Consider the following 19,247-nt stretch of genomic DNA (forward strand, 5'->3'; position numbering starts at 1 on the left):
GTGATGCGACTGATCGTTATCGGTAATGGGATGGCCGCAACACGGCTGATTGCCTCGCTGACCGAGCGTGCGCCCGGTCGCTTCACGATCACCGTGTTTGGCGAGGAGTCGGAACACGCTTACAACCGCATCATGCTCTCGCCGGTACTGGGCGGGGAAAAACAGGCGCAGCAGATCCGCCTGCAGGACGACGCCTGGTATCGCGCACGGGGTGTGACGGTACGACGGGGCGAAAAGGTGCTCTCCGTGGATGTTGAGAAACGCGAGGTCCATACCACAGCAACCACGCTGGCCTGGGACGAACTGGTCTTTGCCACCGGGTCGACGCCTTTTGTACCCCCCATTCCGGGCGGTGACGCTCCGCATGTCTTCACCTTTCGTACGCTGGCCGATATCCGCGCGATTCAGGAGAACCCGGGGCCAGCTGTAGTGCTGGGCGGTGGGGTGCTCGGCGTTGAGGTCGCTGCGGCACTGGCCTGCTCTTGTGACAACGTCACGCTGGTGCATCGTGGTGCGTGGCTGATGGAACAGCAGCTCGATCGGCAGGCAGGCGTTTTGCTTGAAGAGGCGCTGGCGGAGCGCGGCGTTCGCTGCGAACTGTCATCGGGAATGACCGCCATTGCGGCGGATGCCGTGACGTTACACAACGGACGCAAGATTAACGCCTCTCGCGTGGTGCTGGCGACCGGCGTGCAGCCCAATGTCGCACTGGCAAAAGCCAGCGGCATTCACTGCGCCCGCGGCATTGTGGTTAACCACCAGATGCAGACCTCAGTCCCGGCGATCAGCGCCATTGGTGAGTGCTGTGAAATCGACGGCCAGACGTTCGGCCTGGTTGCACCTTGCCTGGCGCAGGCGGATATCCTCGCCGCCCGGCTGGCTGGGGAGGCTAGCACGCCATTTGCCCTGACCGACAGCGGCATGCGCCTCAAAGTACCCGGTGTGGAGCTGTTCAGCGCCGGGCGAGTAGAGGTTCTGCCCGACGATGTGGTCTGGAGCGCCTGGGATCCGCTGACCCGTCACTATCGCCGTTTGTTACTGCATCGCGGTGCGCTTGCTGGCGTGCTGCTGATGGGGGATTGCCGCAGTGCGGCAACATTCACCGATTTACTGGCAACGGCTGCGCCCGCCCACGCGGACTGGCTGTTCAATCGATTCACTACGCAACCGCAGGTTGCAGGACAAAACGCTATGACAAAACCTACGCTGGTGGTGGTTGGACACGGTATGGTCGGCCATCATTTTCTCGAAGACTGTGTGAAGCGCAATTTGCACCGGCAGTACCAGATTATCGTTTTTGGCGAAGAGCGCTATGCCGCCTACGATCGTGTGCATTTGTCAGAGTATTTTGGCGGACGAAGCGCAGAATCGCTCTCACTGGTGGACGGTGATTTCTTTGCTGAACACGGCATTGAGCTTCGCCTCTCGCAGCAAATTGTGAGTATCGATCGCGACGCACACGTCGTGCGTACTGCCAGTGGGCATGAAACCCACTGGGACAAACTGGTGCTGGCGACCGGCTCGTACCCGTTTGTGCCTCCGGTACCGGGCAGCACGCTGCCGGGCTGCTTTGTTTACCGTACGCTGGACGACCTGGATAACATCGCCGCGCAGGCAAAGCAATCCCGTCGCGGGGTGGTCATTGGCGGTGGCCTGCTGGGACTGGAAGCCGCGAATGCCCTGAAACAGCTGGGCCTGGAAACGCACGTCGTGGAGTTTGCGCCACACCTGATGGCGGTACAACTCGACAACGACGGCGCGGCCATGCTGCGCAAAAAGATCGAAGCGCTTGGCGTGGGCGTTCACACCAGCAAAGCCACCACCGACATCGTCTCTGCGAACGGCGGGCTGGTGATGCGCTTTGCGGACGGCGAACAGCTGGAAACTGACATCGTGGTCTTCTCTGCAGGTATTCGCCCGCAGGATGCACTGGGGCGCAGCAGTGGCCTGGTGACCGGAGAGCGCGGCGGGATTTGCATTGATAACCAGTGCCAGACTTCCGATAAAGACGTGTTCGCTATCGGCGAATGTGCGCTGTGGGAGGGTAAAATTTTTGGCCTGGTCGCCCCGGGTTATCAGATGGCGCGGGTGGCATCGGCCACGCTGGCGGGAGAGGCGAGCGCCTTTACCGGGGCTGACATGAGCACCAAACTGAAGCTGCTGGGGGTAGATGTGGCCTCGTTTGGCGATGCCCATGGAAGAACACCCGGCGCGCTTAGCTATCAATGGACGCATGGTCCGCAGCAAATCTATAAAAAGATCGTGGTCAGTGAGGACAATAAAACCCTGTTGGGCGGCGTACTGGTGGGGGATGCCAGCGAATATGCGACCCTGGTGCAGATGATGCTCAACGGCATAGCGTTGCCCAAAGAGCCTGAAATGCTGATTTTACCTTCCTTCGCCGGGAGCGCGCCAAAAGCCCTCGGCGTGGCGGCACTGCCTGACAGTGCGCAGATCTGCTCCTGCCATAACGTCAGCAAAGGTGATATCTGCCAGGCGGTAAGTGCCGGTGCCGCGGATATTGGAGCCATAAAACAGTGCACCAAAGCCGCGACCGGTTGCGGAGGATGCAGCGCGCTGGTGAAACAGGTGATGGAGTACCAGCTTGCGGAGCAGGGCGTGGAGGTGAAAAAGGACATCTGCGAACACTTCCCGTGGTCGCGTCAGGAAATCTATCACCTGGTGCGCGTCAATCATATTCGTACCTTCGACCAGCTTATCAGCCGTTACGGGCAGGGGCACGGTTGCGAAATCTGTAAACCGCTGGTGGGGTCAGTGCTCGCCTCCTGCTGGAATGAGTACCTGCTGAAACCGGCACATCTGCCGCTGCAGGACACCAACGACCGTTATTTTGCCAATATTCAGAAAGACGGGACGTACTCCATCGTGCCCCGGATGCCTGCAGGGGAAGTGTCGGCCGACGGCTTGATAGCTATTGGCCAGATTGCCAAACGCTACCAGCTGTACAGCAAAATCACGGGCGGACAGCGTATCGACCTCTTTGGTGCCACGCTCGACCAGCTGCCGGCGATCTGGCAGGCGCTGGTGGAGGCCGGATTTGAGACCGGTCACGCATACGGTAAATCCCTGCGCACGGTGAAATCCTGCGTCGGGTCGACCTGGTGCCGCTATGGCGTGCAAGATTCCACGCGTCTCGCGGTCACGCTTGAGCACCGCTATAAAGGCTTACGCGCGCCGCACAAAATTAAAATGGCCGTGTCCGGTTGTACCCGTGAATGTGCGGAGGCTCAGAGCAAGGACGTGGGCGTCATTGCGACCGACAAAGGCTGGAACCTTTATCTCTGCGGTAACGGCGGCATGAAACCGCGCCATGCGGATCTCTTTGCCAGCGATCTGGATGACGAGACGCTGATCCGTACCGTCGACCGTTTCCTGATGTTCTACATCCGCACGGCGGATCGCCTGCAGCGTACCAGTACGTGGATGGACAATCTGGAAGGGGGGATCGACTACCTGCGCGAGGTGATTCTTCACGACAGCCTGGGCATTGCGCACGAGCTGGAACAGGAGATGGCCCGCGTGGTGGAAACCTACCAGTGTGAATGGCAGACCACGCTTAACGATCCGAGCCGTCTGGCGCTGTTCCGTACCGAAGTGAACCGTCAGCCGGTAGAAGAGAATAAACGCTGGCAAGCGGTCTGCGCTATCGATGAGATCCCTGAGCAGGCGGGGATCGGCGCCCGGCTGGGGCGAAAACCGATTGCGCTTTTCCGCTTTGGTCAATCTGTCTATGCCCTCGACGACCTCGAGCCGGGCAGCACAGCAAACGTGCTTTCACGCGGTATTCTCGGCGATGCTGCCGGCGAGCCGGTGGTCATCTCTCCGCTCTATAAGCAGTGTATCCGTCTGCGCGACGGCTGTCAGGCCGATAACGGGGAACCTGCGGTGCGCGCCTGGCCGGTGAAAATAGAAAACGGTCAGGTGTGGGTCGGGAACGACGCGCAGATCTTGCGTGCGGAGGCGTCATGAATGAAACCCGAACGACGTGCCCCTACTGCGGGGTGGGCTGCGGCGTGATCGCAACGGTAGAGGGCGAGAAGGTCACCGTGCGCGGAGATGAACGCCATCCCGCCAGTTTTGGACGCCTGTGCGTTAAAGGCTCGGCATTAGGCGACACGACCGGTTTGCAGGGGCGACTGCTGCACCCGGTGGTCGACGGGCAGGAGGTGGAATGGTCCCGGGCGCTGGCGGCGGCAGGTGAACGGCTGCAGACCATCATCGACACCTGGGGACCGCAGGCGGTGGCGTTTTACGCCTCCGGCCAGCTGTTGACCGAGGACTATTACGCCGCCAATAAGCTGATGAAAGGGTTTATCGGTGCGGCAAACATTGATACCAACTCGCGGCTCTGTATGTCGTCCGCGGTGACGGGCTACAAGCGCGCGTTTGGTGAAGATGTGGTGCCGTGTAGCTATGAGGATGTGGAAAACAGCGATCTGGTGGTGCTGGTCGGGTCGAATGCGGCATGGACCCATCCGGTGCTGTATCAGCGGCTGGTACAGGCGCGCCAGAACAACCCTGCGATGAAAGTTGTGGTTATCGATCCGCGCAAAACGGCCACCTGCGATATTGCTGACCTGCATCTGGCGCTTACGCCCGGCAGTGACGCCGGGCTGTTTGTCGGTTTACTCAATCTGATTCAGGGAACCGACGCGTGGCCCATCGCCCAGGTGGCTGAGTTTTGTGGGCTCTCAACCGAGGACGTGGGGACCTTCTACGACTGGTTTGTGACTGCGCCGCGGGCCATCACGCTCTACACCATGGGCATTAATCAGTCCTCAAGCGGCAGCGACAAGTGTAATGCCATCATCAACGTTCATCTGGCCAGCGGAAAATTCGCCCGTCAGGGTTGCGGACCGTTTTCGCTGACCGGACAGCCTAACGCGATGGGGGGGCGGGAGGTGGGTGGGCTGGCGAACCAGCTTGCTGCTCACATGAATTTCGAGCCGGAGTCTCTTTCGCGGGTGGCGCGTTTCTGGGGGACGGAAAGACTGGCCCAGACGCCGGGCCTGATGGCGGTGGAGTTGTTTGATGCGATCGCCCGCGGCGAAGTGAAAGCGGTGTGGATCATGGGTACCAATCCTGCCGTCTCGCTGCCGGACAGCCACGCAGTGTGCCAGGCGCTGGAACATTGCCCGCTGGTGATTGTCTCCGAGGTGATGCAGGAGACCGACACCAGCCGCTATGCCCATATCCGCTTCCCGGTGCAGGCGTGGGGGGAGAAAGACGGTACGGTAACCAATTCCGAGCGGCGTATTTCGCGCCAGCGCGCCTTTTTGCCGGCGCCAGGCGAGACCAAACCGGACTGGTGGGTCATCGCCCGGGTGGCACAGGCGCTGGGCTATGGTGAAGCCTTCGCCTGGGAACATCCGCAGCAAATTTTTTGTGAGCATGCAGCGCTCTCGGCCTTTGAAAATGACGGTGCGCGGGCGTTTAACCTTCATGAACTGGCGTCACTTACCCGTGAGGAATGGGACCGACTTGAGCCTTATCAGTGGCCAGCGGGGGCCTTTGCGCGCCGGGAAATTGTGCCGGTAGAGCCTCAGCCACACGGTGCGGCAATAAACGCGCTATACCCGCTGATTCTCAATACCGGGCGTATCCGCGATCAGTGGCACACCATGACCCGGACGGGGTACGTCCCGAAACTGATGCAGCATAGTGCTGAGCCGTGTGTTGAGATCGACGCCGCCGATGCCATGCGCTTCTCACTGTACGACGGACAGCTGGCGCGCATTAGTTCTCCGCGTGGGGTGATGCTGGCAAGAGTACGTATCACTGACGGGCAGCGAGAAGGTGAGCTGTTTGTGCCAATGCACTGGAATGCCCAGTTTGCCCGCCAGGGGAAGGTGAATGCGCTGGTGGAAGGGCGCTGTGACCCGCTGTCCGGTCAGCCCGAGAGTAAACAGACGGCCGTCAGGATTATGCCCTGGCAGCCGGGCTGGCAGGGTGAGCTTTATGCCCGTGAACTGCCGGAGCTTCCCCCCTCTGTCTGCTGGTGGCGTAAAGTCTCACGTCTGACGGTGGCGGGGGATAAGCCGTTGCTGGCGTGGGTTATGCAGTACGCCAGTGAACGGGGCTGGCAGCTGCAGGTCGCGCAGACCAGCGAGCGCAGCAGCGTGCTGGCCTGGCATGACGGACAACTGATGCTCGGGTTCTGGGAAGGCACTGCGTTACCGACACTGGCGCACGCGGTAATTGAAGCCGCGTTTCGTTCACCTCCCGTGACGCTTGCTGAGCGCCACGCGTTGTTGAATGGACAGGGAACCGGGGACAGTGTCGATCCGGGCCGGATCATCTGCAGCTGTTTCAGCGTGGGGGAAACCGTCATACGCGAGGCGATTGGGGGGGGGTGTGACTCCGTCGCGGCGCTGGGTGCCAGGCTGCGCTGCGGAACGAACTGCGGCTCCTGCGTGCCTGAACTAAAAACAATGTTTCAGGATATTCCGGAAAATTCCTCTTAAGGCTGCAAAACGTGAGGAATAACGGTAAGGTACCCGGTGTTCTCACGTAAGCATCGGGTATTTCTTACGACGTTAATGGCTGTTTCATCTCATCTTCGTTTGCTTGCTTTACTCCCCCTCATTCCGGTCGGAGCCGTTCACGGTGCGCCGAATTCCTTTGTGCAACAGGCACAGAACCCCTTTGATAACAACGGGGATAATTTGCCCGATCTCGGCATGGCGGCGCCCACGACCGAGGGCGAAAAACATCTGGCAGAAATGGCGAAAGCGTTTGGCGAAGCCAGTATGACCGATAACGGCCTGACGACAGGCGAGCAGGCGCGTCAGTTTGCCTTTGGCAAGGTGCGTGACGCGGTGAGCGGCGAAGTGAACCAGCATATTGAATCCTGGCTTTCGCCGTGGGGGAACGCCAGCGTGAACTTGCTGGTGGATGACGACGGCAAATTTAACGGCAGCAGCGGCAGCTGGTTTATTCCGTGGAACGATAACAACCGTTATCTGAGCTGGAGCCAGCTTGGCCTGACGCAGCAGACTGACGGTCTGGTGAGCAATGCCGGCATTGGGCAGCGCTGGGTTGCCGGAAAATGGTTGCTCGGCTACAACACCTTTTACGACAACCTGCTGGATGAAAACCTGCAGCGTGCCGGGTTAGGTGCGGAAGTGTGGGGCGAGAACCTGCGTCTGTCTGCGAACTATTATCAGCCCTTTGCCGGCTGGCGCGATCGCTCTGATATTCAGGAGCAGCGCATGGCCCGGGGGTACGACGTAACCGCTAAAGCGTGGCTGCCGTGGTTCCATCACCTGAATACCAGCGTCAGCTTTGAGCAATATTTTGGTGATAACGTTGACCTGTTCAACAGCGGTACCGGTTATCACAACCCGGTGGCGGTCAATCTGGGGCTGAATTATACCCCCGTTCCGCTGGTGACCCTCACCGCCGGGCATAAGCAAGGAGAGAGTGGGGTGAGCCAGAATAATCTTGGCCTCAAACTCAACTACCGCTTTGGCGTGCCGCTGGTGAAGCAACTTTCTGCCAGTGAAGTCGCCGTCACCCGTTCTCTGCGCGGCAGTCGCTATGATTCGCCAGAGCGGGATAACCTGCCGGTGATGGAGTTCCGCCAGAGCAAAACGTTGTCCGTCTACCTGGCGACACCGCCGTGGGATCTTAAAGGGGGCGAAACCGTGATGCTTAAGCTGCAGATCCGCAGTAAGCACGGGATTCGCCAGCTGCACTGGCAGGGAGATACGCAGGCGCTGAGTCTGACATCGCCGGCCAACAATACCAGCGAAGACGGCTGGAGCGTGATTATGCCTGCCTGGGATGACAGTGAAGGCGCGAGCAACCGCTGGCGGCTTTCGGTGGTGGTAGAAGATAATGATGGCAAGCGCGTCTCGTCCAATGAGATCACGCTGGCTGTGGCGCAACCGCTTGTGGCATTACCCACCGACGATCCGCGCTGGAAGCTGCTGCCGGATGAGTAATGCTTAAAAAATACGTTCCTGGTGTACCCATACCGCGGCTTCAACCCGGGATTTTAATTTCATTTTCTTCAGCATATGTTTCACATGCACTTTGACCGTGCTTTCGGTGATATCCAGGCGACGCGCAATCATTTTATTCGGCAGGCCCTGGGCAATCAGCTTCAGAATATCGCGCTCACGCGGCGTTAGCTGGCTGACATCGCGATCCGAGGTGGCGCGGTTTGCCCGCAGGCTGGCGGCCAGCACCGGCGTTAAGGCTTCGCTCAGTACCATCTCACCTGCGGCGGCCTGTTGCAGGGCCTTGAGCAGATCTTCCGGCTCCATATCTTTCAGCAGGTAGCCGTCCGCGCCACGCTTGAGCGCCGTCACCACATCCTCTTCATGATTCGAGACGCTAAAAACCACTACGCGTCCGGAGAGCGATTTTTCCCGCAGCTTGTCGAGCGTTTCCAGACCGTTCATGCCCGGCATGTTGAGATCGAGCAGAATCAGATCGGGATCAAGCGATTCGGCAAGCTCAATGCCCTGTTCGCCATTGCTGGCTTCGCCAACGACGGTGATATCGGGTGCCATGCTGACCAGCTGTTTAACGCCAGTACGCAGCATCGGATGGTCGTCGATCAACAGGATGGATGCCGGTTCCTGATTAGTCATGGGTTTCTCCTTGAGCAGTTGTGAGCGGTTTTTCGGGAATAAAGGTGACCACGACTTCCGTGCCACCTGTCTCTCGCCGGCGAACCTGGCAATCACCGCGCAGGCTTTGGGCGCGGTCTCGCATGATAATTAAACCATAATGGTTAGTTCTTTCGGCATTTTCCGGCACGCCGCAGCCGTTGTCATGAACCGTGAGCCTGACCTGATTATCGTGCTGGCTGACGGTAACGGTGACCGCCGTCGCGTCAGCGTGTTTGAGCACGTTGCTCAGGGCTTCACGGGCGATCTGCAGTAGATGAATCGCCTGATGGGAGGGGACAAACCGCGGCGGCAGCTGATAATCAAGCTTCACCGGGAACCCCAGTCGGGCGCTAAATTCATGGCAGCTGGACTCCAGCGCGGGGCGCAGGCCAGGCTCGGTCAGCTGCAGGCGGAAGGTGGTTAATAGCTCGCGAAGCTGGATCCATGAGGTATTGAGTTCGTTGCGGATCTGGCTCAGCAGCTGTTTGTTGCTTTCCGGCATCTCCGCATCCTGCATCTGCAGACAGCTGACCTGCATTTTCATACAGGAGAGCGACTGGGCGATGGAGTCATGCAGTTCGCGCGCGATAGTCGCACGCTCTTCCATGACGATCAGCTGTTGTTGCTTTTCCTGATGGCGGTCGAGCGCCAGTGTAGCGGTCAGCTGCTCGACCAGCGTATCGACCAGCTGCTGCTGATCGTGGCTCAGATGCCGCCCGGCGGGCAGCGTGGCCAGCAAGATACCGTACTGGGTATGGCTGTCCGTCAGTCGCCACTTCAGCGTCGTACCGACGGAGGTCAGGGGCGGCAAGCCTCGCGGGCAAAGATGACAGCCTTTGTCATCGCAGGACATGTCGGACTGACAGGTAAATTCCTGATGATTATCTTCATCTTCCACATCGTAGACCCGCAGCTCCAGGTCATGCAGCAAGGTCAGATTTTGCAGGCCATTCAGCACCGGCGAGAGGCGTTCACATAACGGCACCTGCATATGCAGACGACGATTGGCCTGCCACAGGAAGGAGAGGATTTCATTTTTCTGCTCCAGCCCTGCTGTTTTCTCCTGCACGCGTTTTTCCAGCACGGCGTAGCTTTCGGAGAGTTCTTCCGACATGGTATTGAGCGCCTGGCCCAGCATCGCCATTTCATTACGCCCGCTGATATGCGTGCGCTGAGTAAAATCGCGTGCGGTTACCGCGCGGGCCATCGCCAGCAGCTGTTTCCAGGGATTCAACAGCCGGGCGCGCAGCCAGAGGATGGTGAAAATCAGCAGCAGCCCCATAAACAACGCCATGGCACGGTGAACCATCAGCACCCGGTCGATACGCAATTCTGTGGTCTGATCGAAAGAGGAGACCAGCGCGTCAATACGCGACACAAAGCCCGCGACGTCCCGTGCTACGGTCTCAGTATTGCGCGCCTGTTTCAGACCAGGCTGAAGCTGGGTGTGCCAGTAGTTTTGCAGGGATTTAAGCTGTGATTCCTGCCCGTCACGGATGGCGGCGCGTTCCAGCTCCGGGCTGAACGCGGTACGCTCCATTTCGTCGATCAAAGGCTGATCGTCTTCCGTCAGCGGTACCGACGCCAGCAGGCGATAACTCTGCATGCGTAGAGAGCCTGCCTCGTTGATGGCATGCGCATTACCCTGTACGCCCTGTACCAGCCAGCCAGAAATCGCCATACCGGTCACACCGAGGGCGGTGGACAGCATAACGATCAGTGCCAACTGGTTAACCAGTGTTAGCGGAGATAAACATCTTTTTAACATAGAGTTGCCGGGCTCCTGACGTGGCCTGCTTGCAGGAATGGCGCTATTCTGGTGCATACCCAGGAGTATACCCATACCAATAAAGGATTACCCCTAAATTGCCAACGGAGTAAGCGGCAGGAGGAGGCAGTATCGGAGACGCTTCAGTGCCGTGAAAAACCACGTCTTTTTTACTGAAATAGCCTACTCACTAAGGATAAGGGCTTTTTTCGCGCTGTAAAACCTCCCACTTTTCCTTTGATTTATATCAACTTACCGCCGCCCTAAAACCCTAATGTTTGCAGCATCATTCGAGAATCAGAGGTGTCTATGAGTCACTCATCCGCTCCCCAAAGGGAAAATGGTGCCGTTATTACTGAATGGCGTCCAGAGGATCCGGCGTTCTGGCAACAGCGCGGCCATCGTATAGCGAGCCGGAATCTGTGGATTTCCGTTCCGTGTTTGCTGTTAGCGTTTTGCGTATGGATGTTGTTTAGTGCAGTGGCAGTCAATCTGCCAAAAGTGGGTTTTACCTTTACGACCGATCAGCTGTTTATGCTGACCGCGTTGCCGTCGCTGTCCGGTGCGCTGCTGCGCGTCCCTTACGCGTTTATGGTGCCGGTGTTTGGCGGTCGTCGCTGGACGGCGTTCAGTACGGGCATCATGATTGTACCTTGCGTGTGGCTGGGTTTTGCGGTGCAGGATACCTCCACGCCTTTCAGCGTGTTCGTGATTATCTCCCTGCTGTGCGGTTTTGCTGGCGCTAACTTCGCCTCCAGTATGGCGAACATCAGCTTCTTCTTCCCGAAAGCGAAGCAGGGCGGTGCGCTGGGTATTAACGGCGGTCTGGGAAACATGGGCGTAAGCGTGATGCAGTTAATTGCACCGCTGGCAATCTCTGTCTCCATTTTTACAGCCTTTGGCGGCGGTGGCGTCGAGCAGGCGGATGGTTCTTCCCTGTACCTGCAGAATGCGGCGTGGATTTGGGTTCCGTTCCTGGTGGTCTTCACCCTGGCGGCATGGTTCTTTATGAACGATCTGTCGGCATCTAAGGCTTCGCTGAGCGAGCAGTTGCCGGTGCTGAAACGCGGCCACCTGTGGGTCATGGCGCTGCTTTATCTGGCAACCTTCGGGTCGTTTATCGGTTTCTCCGCAGGCTTTGCCATGCTGTCCAAAACACAGTTCCCGGAAGTGCAGATCCTGCAGTTTGCCTTCTTTGGTCCGTTCATCGGTGCCCTGGCACGTTCACTGGGCGGGATGGTGTCTGACCGTCTGGGCGGAACACGCGTGACGCTGGTGAACTTTGTGATCATGGCTGTTTTCTGTGCGCTTCTGTTCCTGACGCTGCCAGCCAATGGCCAGGGTGGCAACTTTACCGCCTTCTTCGGCGTGTTTATGGTGCTGTTCCTGACGGCCGGTCTGGGTAGCGCATCGACCTTCCAGATGATATCCGTTATCTTCCGCAAGCTGACGATGGATCGCGTTAAAGCGCAGGGCGGAAGCGAAGAGCAGGCCATGCGTGAAGCCGCGACGGATACGGCTGCTGCACTGGGCTTTATCTCTGCCATCGGCGCAATTGGCGGCTTCTTTATTCCGAAAGCGTTCGGTATCTCTCTGGACCTGACCGGCTCTCCGGCAGGGGCAATGAAAGTCTTCCTCGTTTTCTATATCGCCTGCGTAGTGATTACGTGGCTGGTATATGGCCGTAATACCAAGAAAAATAAGTAAGTGTGATTATCCGTTTGCGCGGCCTTCGGGCCGCGTTTTTTTATCACTACAGTAGTTACAACATACTGATAGCGTTTGAAGAACAATGCCTGCGGGTAACACTGTGATCGCCATCGCTTTACAGGGCGGTCTACCCCTTAATACCTGAGATGTTAAATTTAGCCCTGCTTTTTGTACGATAAATTATAAATATCATTATAAATTAATGGCTTATAAAAATTAAAAATCTACCGCTTTGGTGGTATCCGATCTAATACCCCACCTGAAACTCCCTCTCCGCCTTGATCGTTATCAATTCTCGCCATCTATCAGAGCGTTACCTTCGCTGCAAATCAGCAATGTCGATTTAGAGAGCCACAGGCTCCACACAGGAGATACCCGATGAGCAAATTTTTGGACCGGTTTCGCTACTTCAAACAGAAGGGTGAAACTTTTGCCGATGGGCACGGCCAGGTTCTGGAGACCAACCGGGACTGGGAAGACGGTTACCGTCAGCGCTGGCAGCATGACAAAGTCGTCCGTTCGACCCACGGCGTGAACTGCACTGGCTCATGTAGCTGGAAGATTTTCGTTAAAAACGGCCTGGTGACATGGGAAATGCAGCAGACCGACTATCCGCGTACCCGTCCGGATATGCCAAACCACGAACCTCGTGGCTGCCCGCGTGGTGCAAGCTACTCCTGGTATCTGTACAGCGCCAACCGTCTGAAATACCCTCTGATGCGCAAACGCCTGATGAAAATGTGGCGTGAAGCGAAAGTGCTGCACAGCGATCCGGTTGATGCCTGGGCATCCATTATCGAAGATGCCGACAAAGCAAAAAGCTTTAAGCAGGCGCGCGGTCGCGGTGGCTTTGTTCGTTCTTCCTGGAAAGAGGTCAACGAACTGATTGCTGCCTCTAACGTTTATACCGTCAAAACCTACGGACCGGATCGCGTCGCGGGCTTCTCGCCTATCCCGGCAATGTCGATGGTCTCTTACGCCTCAGGTGCTCGTTATCTGTCGCTTATCGGCGGAACCTGTCTGAGCTTCTACGACTGGTACTGCGACCTGCCGCCAGCCTCTCCGCAGACCTGGGGCGAGCAGACCGACGTGCCGGAATCCGCTGACTGGTACAACTCCAGCTACATTATTGCCTGGGGCTCTAATGTTCCACAGACCCGTACGCCGGATGCCCACTTCTTCACGGAAGTGCGTTACAAAGGCACCAAAACCGTTGCGGTAACCCCGGACTACGCGGAAATTGCCAAGCTGTGCGACCTGTGGCTGGCACCTAAACAGGGTACCGACTCCGCGATGGCGCTGGCGATGGGCCACGTGATGCTGCGTGAGTTCCACCTCGATAAACCCAGCCAGTATTTTACTGACTATGTTCGTCGCTATACCGACATGCCGATGCTGGTCATGCTGGAAGAGCGTGATGGCTACTATGCAGCGGGCCGCACGCTGCGTGCCGCCGACCTGGTGGATGCGCTGGGTCAGGAAAACAATCCTGAGTGGAAAACGGTCGCTTATAACAATAACGGCGAGCTGGTGGCACCCAACGGCTCTATCGGTTTCCGCTGGGGCGAGAAGGGCAAGTGGAACCTCGAGCAGCGTAACGGTACCACCGGTGAAGAGACTGAACTGCGTCTGAGCATGTTGGGTAGCCAGGACGAAATTGCTGATGTGGGCTTCCCGTACTTCGGCGGCGAAGGGTCCGAGCATTTCAACAAAGTTGAGCTGCAGAACATCCTGATGCATAAACTGCCGGTCAAACGTCTGCAGCTGGCGGATGGGTCGACGGCGCTGGTGACCACCGTATATGACCTGACGCTGGCCAACTACGGCCTGGAGCGCGGCCTGAATGATGAAAACTGCGCAACCAGCTACGACGACATCAAAGCGTATACTCCGGCCTGGGCAGAGCAGATTACCGGCGTGCCGCGTGGACACATCACCCGTATCGCCCGTGAATTCGCTGAAAATGCTGACAAGACGCATGGCCGTTCAATGATCATTGTTGGTGCCGGTCTGAACCACTGGTATCACCTTGATATGAACTATCGTGGCCTGATCAACATGCTGATCTTCTGCGGTTGTGTGGGTCAAAGCGGCGGCGGCTGGGCGCACTATGTGGGTCAGGAAAAACTGCGTCCGCAGACGGGCTGGCAGCCACTGGCGTTTGCCCTCGACTGGCAGCGTCCGGCGCGTCATATGAACAGTACGTCTTACTTCTACAACCACTCCAGTCAGTGGCGCTACGAGACGGTAACGGCCCAGGAACTGCTGTCGCCAATGGCGGATAAATCCCGCTACAGCGGCCACCTGATCGACTTCAACGTCCGCGCTGAACGCATGGGCTGGCTGCCGTCTGCACCTCAGTTAGGGACTAACCCGCTGCGCATTGCTGACGAGGCGAAGAAAGCGGGCATGACCCCGGCGGATTACACCGTCAAGGCACTGAAAGAAGGCACCATTCGCTTTGCGGCCGAGCAGCCTGAAAACGGCAAAAACCATCCGCGTAACCTGTTTATCTGGCGCTCTAACCTGCTGGGCTCCTCCGGTAAAGGCCACGAGTACATGCTGAAATATCTGCTGGGTACTGAAAACGGTATTCAGGGGAAAGATCTGGGCAAGCAGGGCGGCGTGAAACCAGAAGAAGTGGAGTGGAAAGACAACGGTCTGGACGGCAAGCTGGATCTGGTGGTGACGCTGGACTTCCGTCTGTCCAGCACCTGCCTGTATTCCGATATCGTGCTGCCAACCGCCACCTGGTATGAAAAAGACGACATGAATACCTCGGATATGCATCCGTTTATTCATCCGCTGTCTGCAGCCGTTGACCCGGCGTGGGAATCCAAAAGCGACTGGGATATCTACAAAGATATCGCGAAGAAATTCTCCGAAGTGTGCGTAGGACATCTGGGCAAAGAGACCGATGTGGTGACCCTGCCGATTCAGCACGACTCTGCAGCCGAACTGGCGCAGCCGCTGGACGTGAAGGACTGGAAAAAAGGCGAGTGTGACCTGATCCCGGGTGTGACAGCGCCGCACATTATTCCCGTTGAACGTGACTACCCGGCAACGTACGAACGCTTTACCTCTATCGGCCCGCTGATGGAAAAAATCGGTAACGGGGGTAAAGGGATTGCGTGGAATACCCAGAGCGAAATGGACCTGCTGCGTAAGCTCAATTACACCAAAGCGGACGGCCCGGCCAAAGGCCAGCCAATGCTGAACACGGCCATTGATGCTGCAGAAATGATCCTGACTCTGGCACCGGAAACCAACGGTCACGTGGCGGTGAAAGCATGGGCGGCACTGAGTGAGTTTACCGGTCGCGATCATACCCATCTGGCGACGAATAAAGAGGAAGAGAAGATCCGCTTCCGCGATATTCAGGCTCAGCCGCGCAAAATTATCTCCAGCCCGACCTGGTCTGGCCTGGAAGATGAACACGTCTCCTACAACGCTGGCTACACCAACGTTCACGAACTGATCCCATGGCGTACCCTGTCCGGTCGTCAGTCCCTGTATCAGGATCACCAGTGGATGCGCGACTTCGGTGAGAGCCTGCTGGTTTATCGTCCGCCAATCGATACCCGCTCCGTGAAAGCGGTAATGGGTACGAAATCGAACGGTAACCCGGAGAAGGCGCTGAACTTCCTGACGCCACACCAGAAGTGGGGCATTCACTCCACCTACAGCGACAACCTGCTGATGCTGACGTTGTCCCGCGGTGGCCCGATTGTGTGGATGAGCGAGACGGACGCCAAAGATCTGGGCATTGAAGATAACGACTGGATCGAAGTGTTCAACAGCAACGGTGCGCTGACGGCGCGTGCGGTTGTCAGCCAGCGTGTCCCGGCCGGGATGACCATGATGTACCACGCGCAGGAACGTATCGTTAACCTGCCGGGTTCTGAAATTACCGAGCAGCGCGGCGGCATTCACAACTCCGTGACCCGTATTACGCCAAAACCGACGCACATGATCGGCGGCTATGCGCAGCTGGCCTACGGCTTTAACTACTACGGCACGGTAGGATCTAACCGCGATGAGTTCGTGGTGGTACGTAAGATGAAGAATATTAACTGGTTAGACGGCGAAGGTAATGACCAGGTACAGGAGAGCGTAAAATGAAAATTCGTTCACAAGTCGGCATGGTGCTGAATCTGGATAAATGCATCGGCTGTCATACCTGCTCAGTCACCTGTAAAAACGTCTGGACCAGCCGCGAAGGGATGGAGTACGCGTGGTTCAATAACGTGGAAAGTAAACCCGGCACCGGCTTCCCGACCGACTGGGAAAACCAGGAGAAATGGAAGGGCGGCTGGATCCGTAAAATCAACGGTAAACTGCAGCCGCGCATGGGTAACCGTGCGATGCTGCTCGGTAAAATCTTCGCCAACCCGCATCTGCCGGGCATCGATGATTACTACGAGCCGTTTGATTACGACTACCAGAACCTGCACAACGCGCCGGAAAGCAAACATCAGCCGATCGCACGTCCACGCTCGCTCATTACCGGACAGCGTATGGATAAGATCACCAGCGGTCCAAACTGGGAAGAGATTCTGGGCGGCGAGTTCGAAAAACGCGCCAAAGACCAGAACTTCGAGAACATGCAGAAGGCGATGTACGGCCAGTTCGAAAACACCTTCATGATGTATCTGCCGCGTCTGTGCGAGCACTGCCTTAACCCGGCGTGCGTGGCGACCTGTCCGAGCGGAGCCATCTATAAGCGTGAAGAAGATGGCATTGTGCTGATCGACCAGGACAAGTGCCGCGGCTGGCGTATGTGTATTACCGGTTGCCCGTACAAAAAAATCTACTTCAACTGGAAGAGCGGCAAGTCTGAGAAGTGCATCTTCTGCTATCCGCGTATTGAAGCCGGTATGCCAACCGTCTGCTCTGAGAGCTGCGTGGGCCGTATTCGTTACCTCGGCGTGCTGCTGTACGACGCGGACGCGATTGAAAATGCAGCCAGCACCGAGAACGAGAAAGATCTCTATCAGCGTCAGCTGGACGTCTTCCTCGATCCTAACGATCCGAAAGTGATTGAGCAGGCGCTGAAAGACGGCATTCCGCAGAGCGTGATTGACGCGGCGCAGCAGTCTCCGGTGTACAAAATGGCGATGGACTGGAAGTTGGCGCTGCCGCTGCATCCGGAATACCGCACCCTGCCGATGGTGTGGTACGTGCCGCCGCTGTCTCCGATCCAGTCTGCTGCGGATGCAGGTGAACTCGGCAGCAACGGCATTCTGCCAGACGTGGAAAGCCTGCGTATCCCGGTTCAGTATCTGGCAAACCTGTTAACCGCAGGGGATACCCAGCCGGTCCTGCTGGCGCTGAAACGTATGCTGGCGATGCGCCACTTCAAACGCGCTGAAACCGTTGACGGTGTTAACGATACCCGTGCACTGGAAGCGGTAGGTCTGACCGAAGCCCAGGCGCAGGAGATGTACCGTTACCTGGCGATTGCCAATTACGAAGACCGTTTCGTGGTGCCGAGCAGCCACCGTGAACTGGCTCGCGAAGCCTTCCCGGAGAAAAATGGCTGTGGCTTTACCTTTGGCGACGGTTGCCACGGTTCAGACACGAAATTCAATCTCTTCAACAGCCGCCGCATCGATGCCCTGGATGTGACGAGCAAAACGGAGCCGCACCAATGATTGAACTTGTCATTGTTTCGCGTCTGCTCGAGTACCCGGATGCTGCGCTTGCGCAGCATCAGCAGGAGCTCTTTGATGCACTCGCGTCATCTGAAAATCTTGAGAAAGAGGATGCCCAGACACTGGCCGTTTTCCTCCGGGACCTGTTAGCGCGCGATTTACTGGATGCGCAGGCGGATTACAGCCAGCTGTTTGACCGCGGACGCGCGACGTCGCTGCTGCTGTTCGAACATGTTCACGGTGAGTCACGTGACCGCGGTCAGGCGATGGTTGACCTGATGGGACAGTACGAGCAACACGGCCTGCAGCTCGACAGCCGCGAGCTGCCGGACCACCTGCCGCTCTATCTTGAGTATCTGGCGCAGTTGCCTAAAGAGGAGGCGCTGGGGGGGCTGCAGGACATCGCGCCGATCCTGGCGTTGCTCGGCGCACGACTTCAGCAGCGCGAGAGCCGTTACGCGGTGCTGTTCGACCTGCTGGTGAAACTCGCCAACGCATCGGTCGACAGTGAAAAAGTTGCGGAGAAGATCGCCGATGAAGCCCGCGATGATACGCCACAGGCGCTGGATGCGGTCTGGGAGGAAGAGCAGGTGAAATTCATGGCTGACCAGAACTGCGGTGAGTCTGAAATCTCTGCTCACCAACGTCGTTTTGCCGGAGCCGTTGCCCCGCAATATTTGAATATCTCTAACGGAGGACAGCAATAATGCACTTCCTGAATATGTTCTTCTTTGACATTTACCCGTATATCGCGGGCACCGTGTTCCTGGTGGGAAGCTGGCTGCGTTATGACTACGGCCAGTACACCTGGCGTGCTGCCTCCAGCCAGATGCTCGATCGCAAAGGGATGAACCTGGCTTCTAACCTGTTCCACATCGGGATCCTGGGGATTTTTGCGGGTCACTTCCTCGGAATGCTGACGCCGCACTGGATGTATGAGTCATTCCTGCCGATTGAGGTGAAGCAGAAAATGGCGATGATTGCCGGCGGTGCCTGCGGCGTCATGACGCTGGTGGGCGGTTTACTGCTGCTCAAACGCCGTCTGTTCAGCCCGCGTGTTCGCGCGACCACCACCGGCGCGGACATTCTGATTTTGTCCCTGCTGATGGTGCAGTGTGCGCTGGGTCTGCTGACCATTCCGTTCTCGGCTCAGCATATGGATGGCAGCGAAATGATGAAGCTGGTCGGCTGGGCGCAGTCTGTGGTGGCTTTCCACGGTGGTGCGTCTGAGCACCTTGACGGTGTGGCGTTTATCTTCCGCGTGCACCTGGTGCTCGGGATGACGCTGTTTGTGCTGTTCCCGTTCTCTCGTCTGGTGCATATCTGGAGTGCACCGGTGGAGTATCTGACGCGCAAATATCTGATTGTTCGCGCCCGTCGCTAATTCACTGAAAACCGACACGGGAGCAGGACGCTCCCGTTAATTTCAGATTGTGTAAAGAAGGGGCTCCTATATTATTAGCGGTTGGATTA

Annotated in this window: 10 protein-coding genes; 8 read left to right on the forward strand and 2 right to left on the reverse strand. The window is 57.5% G+C overall.

The genetic code is table 11. From position 1 onward, the window contains the following. Positions 1–3: 3 nt before the first annotated feature. The 3 genes from nirB to ACMVME_RS09855 all read left to right on the forward strand — a co-directional run bounded on the left by nirB (position 4) and on the right by ACMVME_RS09855 (position 7,967). Positions 4–3,990 (forward strand): nitrite reductase large subunit NirB, encoded by a 3,987-nt coding sequence (gene nirB, locus ACMVME_RS09845; protein WP_414743420.1) that lies wholly within the window; start codon positions 4–6, stop codon positions 3,988–3,990. Continuing rightward, entirely contained in the window at positions 3,987–6,485 is a 2,499-nt protein-coding gene (locus ACMVME_RS09850; RefSeq protein ID WP_068794705.1) for a nitrate reductase, read from the forward strand. Before nirB ends, ACMVME_RS09850 begins: the two co-directional genes overlap by 4 nt. A 75-nt stretch (positions 6,486–6,560) precedes the next feature. Next, entirely contained in the window at positions 6,561–7,967 is a 1,407-nt protein-coding gene (locus ACMVME_RS09855; RefSeq protein ID WP_050736924.1) for a YchO/YchP family invasin, read from the forward strand. A 3-nt stretch (positions 7,968–7,970) separates the two neighbouring features. Here ACMVME_RS09855 and narL read toward each other — a convergent pair whose 3' ends face one another. Together narL and narX are read right to left on the reverse strand one after the other, a co-directional pair. Next, positions 7,971–8,621, reverse strand: a complete 651-nt coding sequence (gene narL / locus ACMVME_RS09860) for a two-component system response regulator NarL (RefSeq protein ID WP_003856701.1) — start codon at positions 8,619–8,621, stop codon at positions 7,971–7,973. Then, entirely contained in the window at positions 8,614–10,410 is a 1,797-nt protein-coding gene (narX, locus tag ACMVME_RS09865) for a nitrate/nitrite two-component system sensor histidine kinase NarX (RefSeq protein ID WP_050736923.1), read from the reverse strand. Before narX ends, narL begins: the two co-directional genes overlap by 8 nt. Before the next feature lie 309 nt (positions 10,411–10,719). On the opposite strand from narX, the gene ACMVME_RS09870 reads away from it, so the two are divergent. From ACMVME_RS09870 to narI, 5 genes are all read left to right on the forward strand, one after another. Beyond that, on the forward strand, positions 10,720–12,117 hold the full coding sequence (locus ACMVME_RS09870; RefSeq protein ID WP_050736922.1) for a NarK family nitrate/nitrite MFS transporter: 1,398 nt from the start codon (positions 10,720–10,722) through the stop codon (positions 12,115–12,117). Positions 12,118–12,498: 381 nt separating this feature from the next. Continuing rightward, positions 12,499–16,242 carry a nitrate reductase subunit alpha gene (locus ACMVME_RS09875; RefSeq protein ID WP_020882362.1) on the forward strand — a complete coding sequence of 1,248 codons (3,744 nt, stop codon included), beginning with the start codon at positions 12,499–12,501 and terminating at the stop codon, positions 16,240–16,242. Next, complete coding sequence (gene narH, locus ACMVME_RS09880) at positions 16,239–17,774, forward strand: nitrate reductase subunit beta (RefSeq protein ID WP_020882363.1); 1,536 nt, start codon at positions 16,239–16,241, stop codon at positions 17,772–17,774. The genes ACMVME_RS09875 and narH overlap by 4 nt, the downstream gene beginning before the upstream one ends. Continuing rightward, complete coding sequence (gene narJ, locus ACMVME_RS09885) at positions 17,771–18,481, forward strand: nitrate reductase molybdenum cofactor assembly chaperone (protein ID WP_040017698.1); 711 nt, start codon at positions 17,771–17,773, stop codon at positions 18,479–18,481. The genes narH and narJ overlap by 4 nt, the downstream gene beginning before the upstream one ends. Next, the gene (gene narI, locus ACMVME_RS09890; RefSeq protein ID WP_414743421.1) at positions 18,481–19,158 is read left to right on the forward strand and encodes a respiratory nitrate reductase subunit gamma; all 678 of its coding nucleotides are present in this window, start codon (positions 18,481–18,483) and stop codon (positions 19,156–19,158) included. Before narJ ends, narI begins: the two co-directional genes overlap by 1 nt. Positions 19,159–19,247: the final 89 nt, after the last annotated feature.

Source organism: Enterobacter cloacae complex sp. 2024EL-00711 (genome assembly GCF_047529885.1).
Classification (GTDB): Bacteria; Pseudomonadota; Gammaproteobacteria; order Enterobacterales; family Enterobacteriaceae; genus Enterobacter; species Enterobacter ludwigii.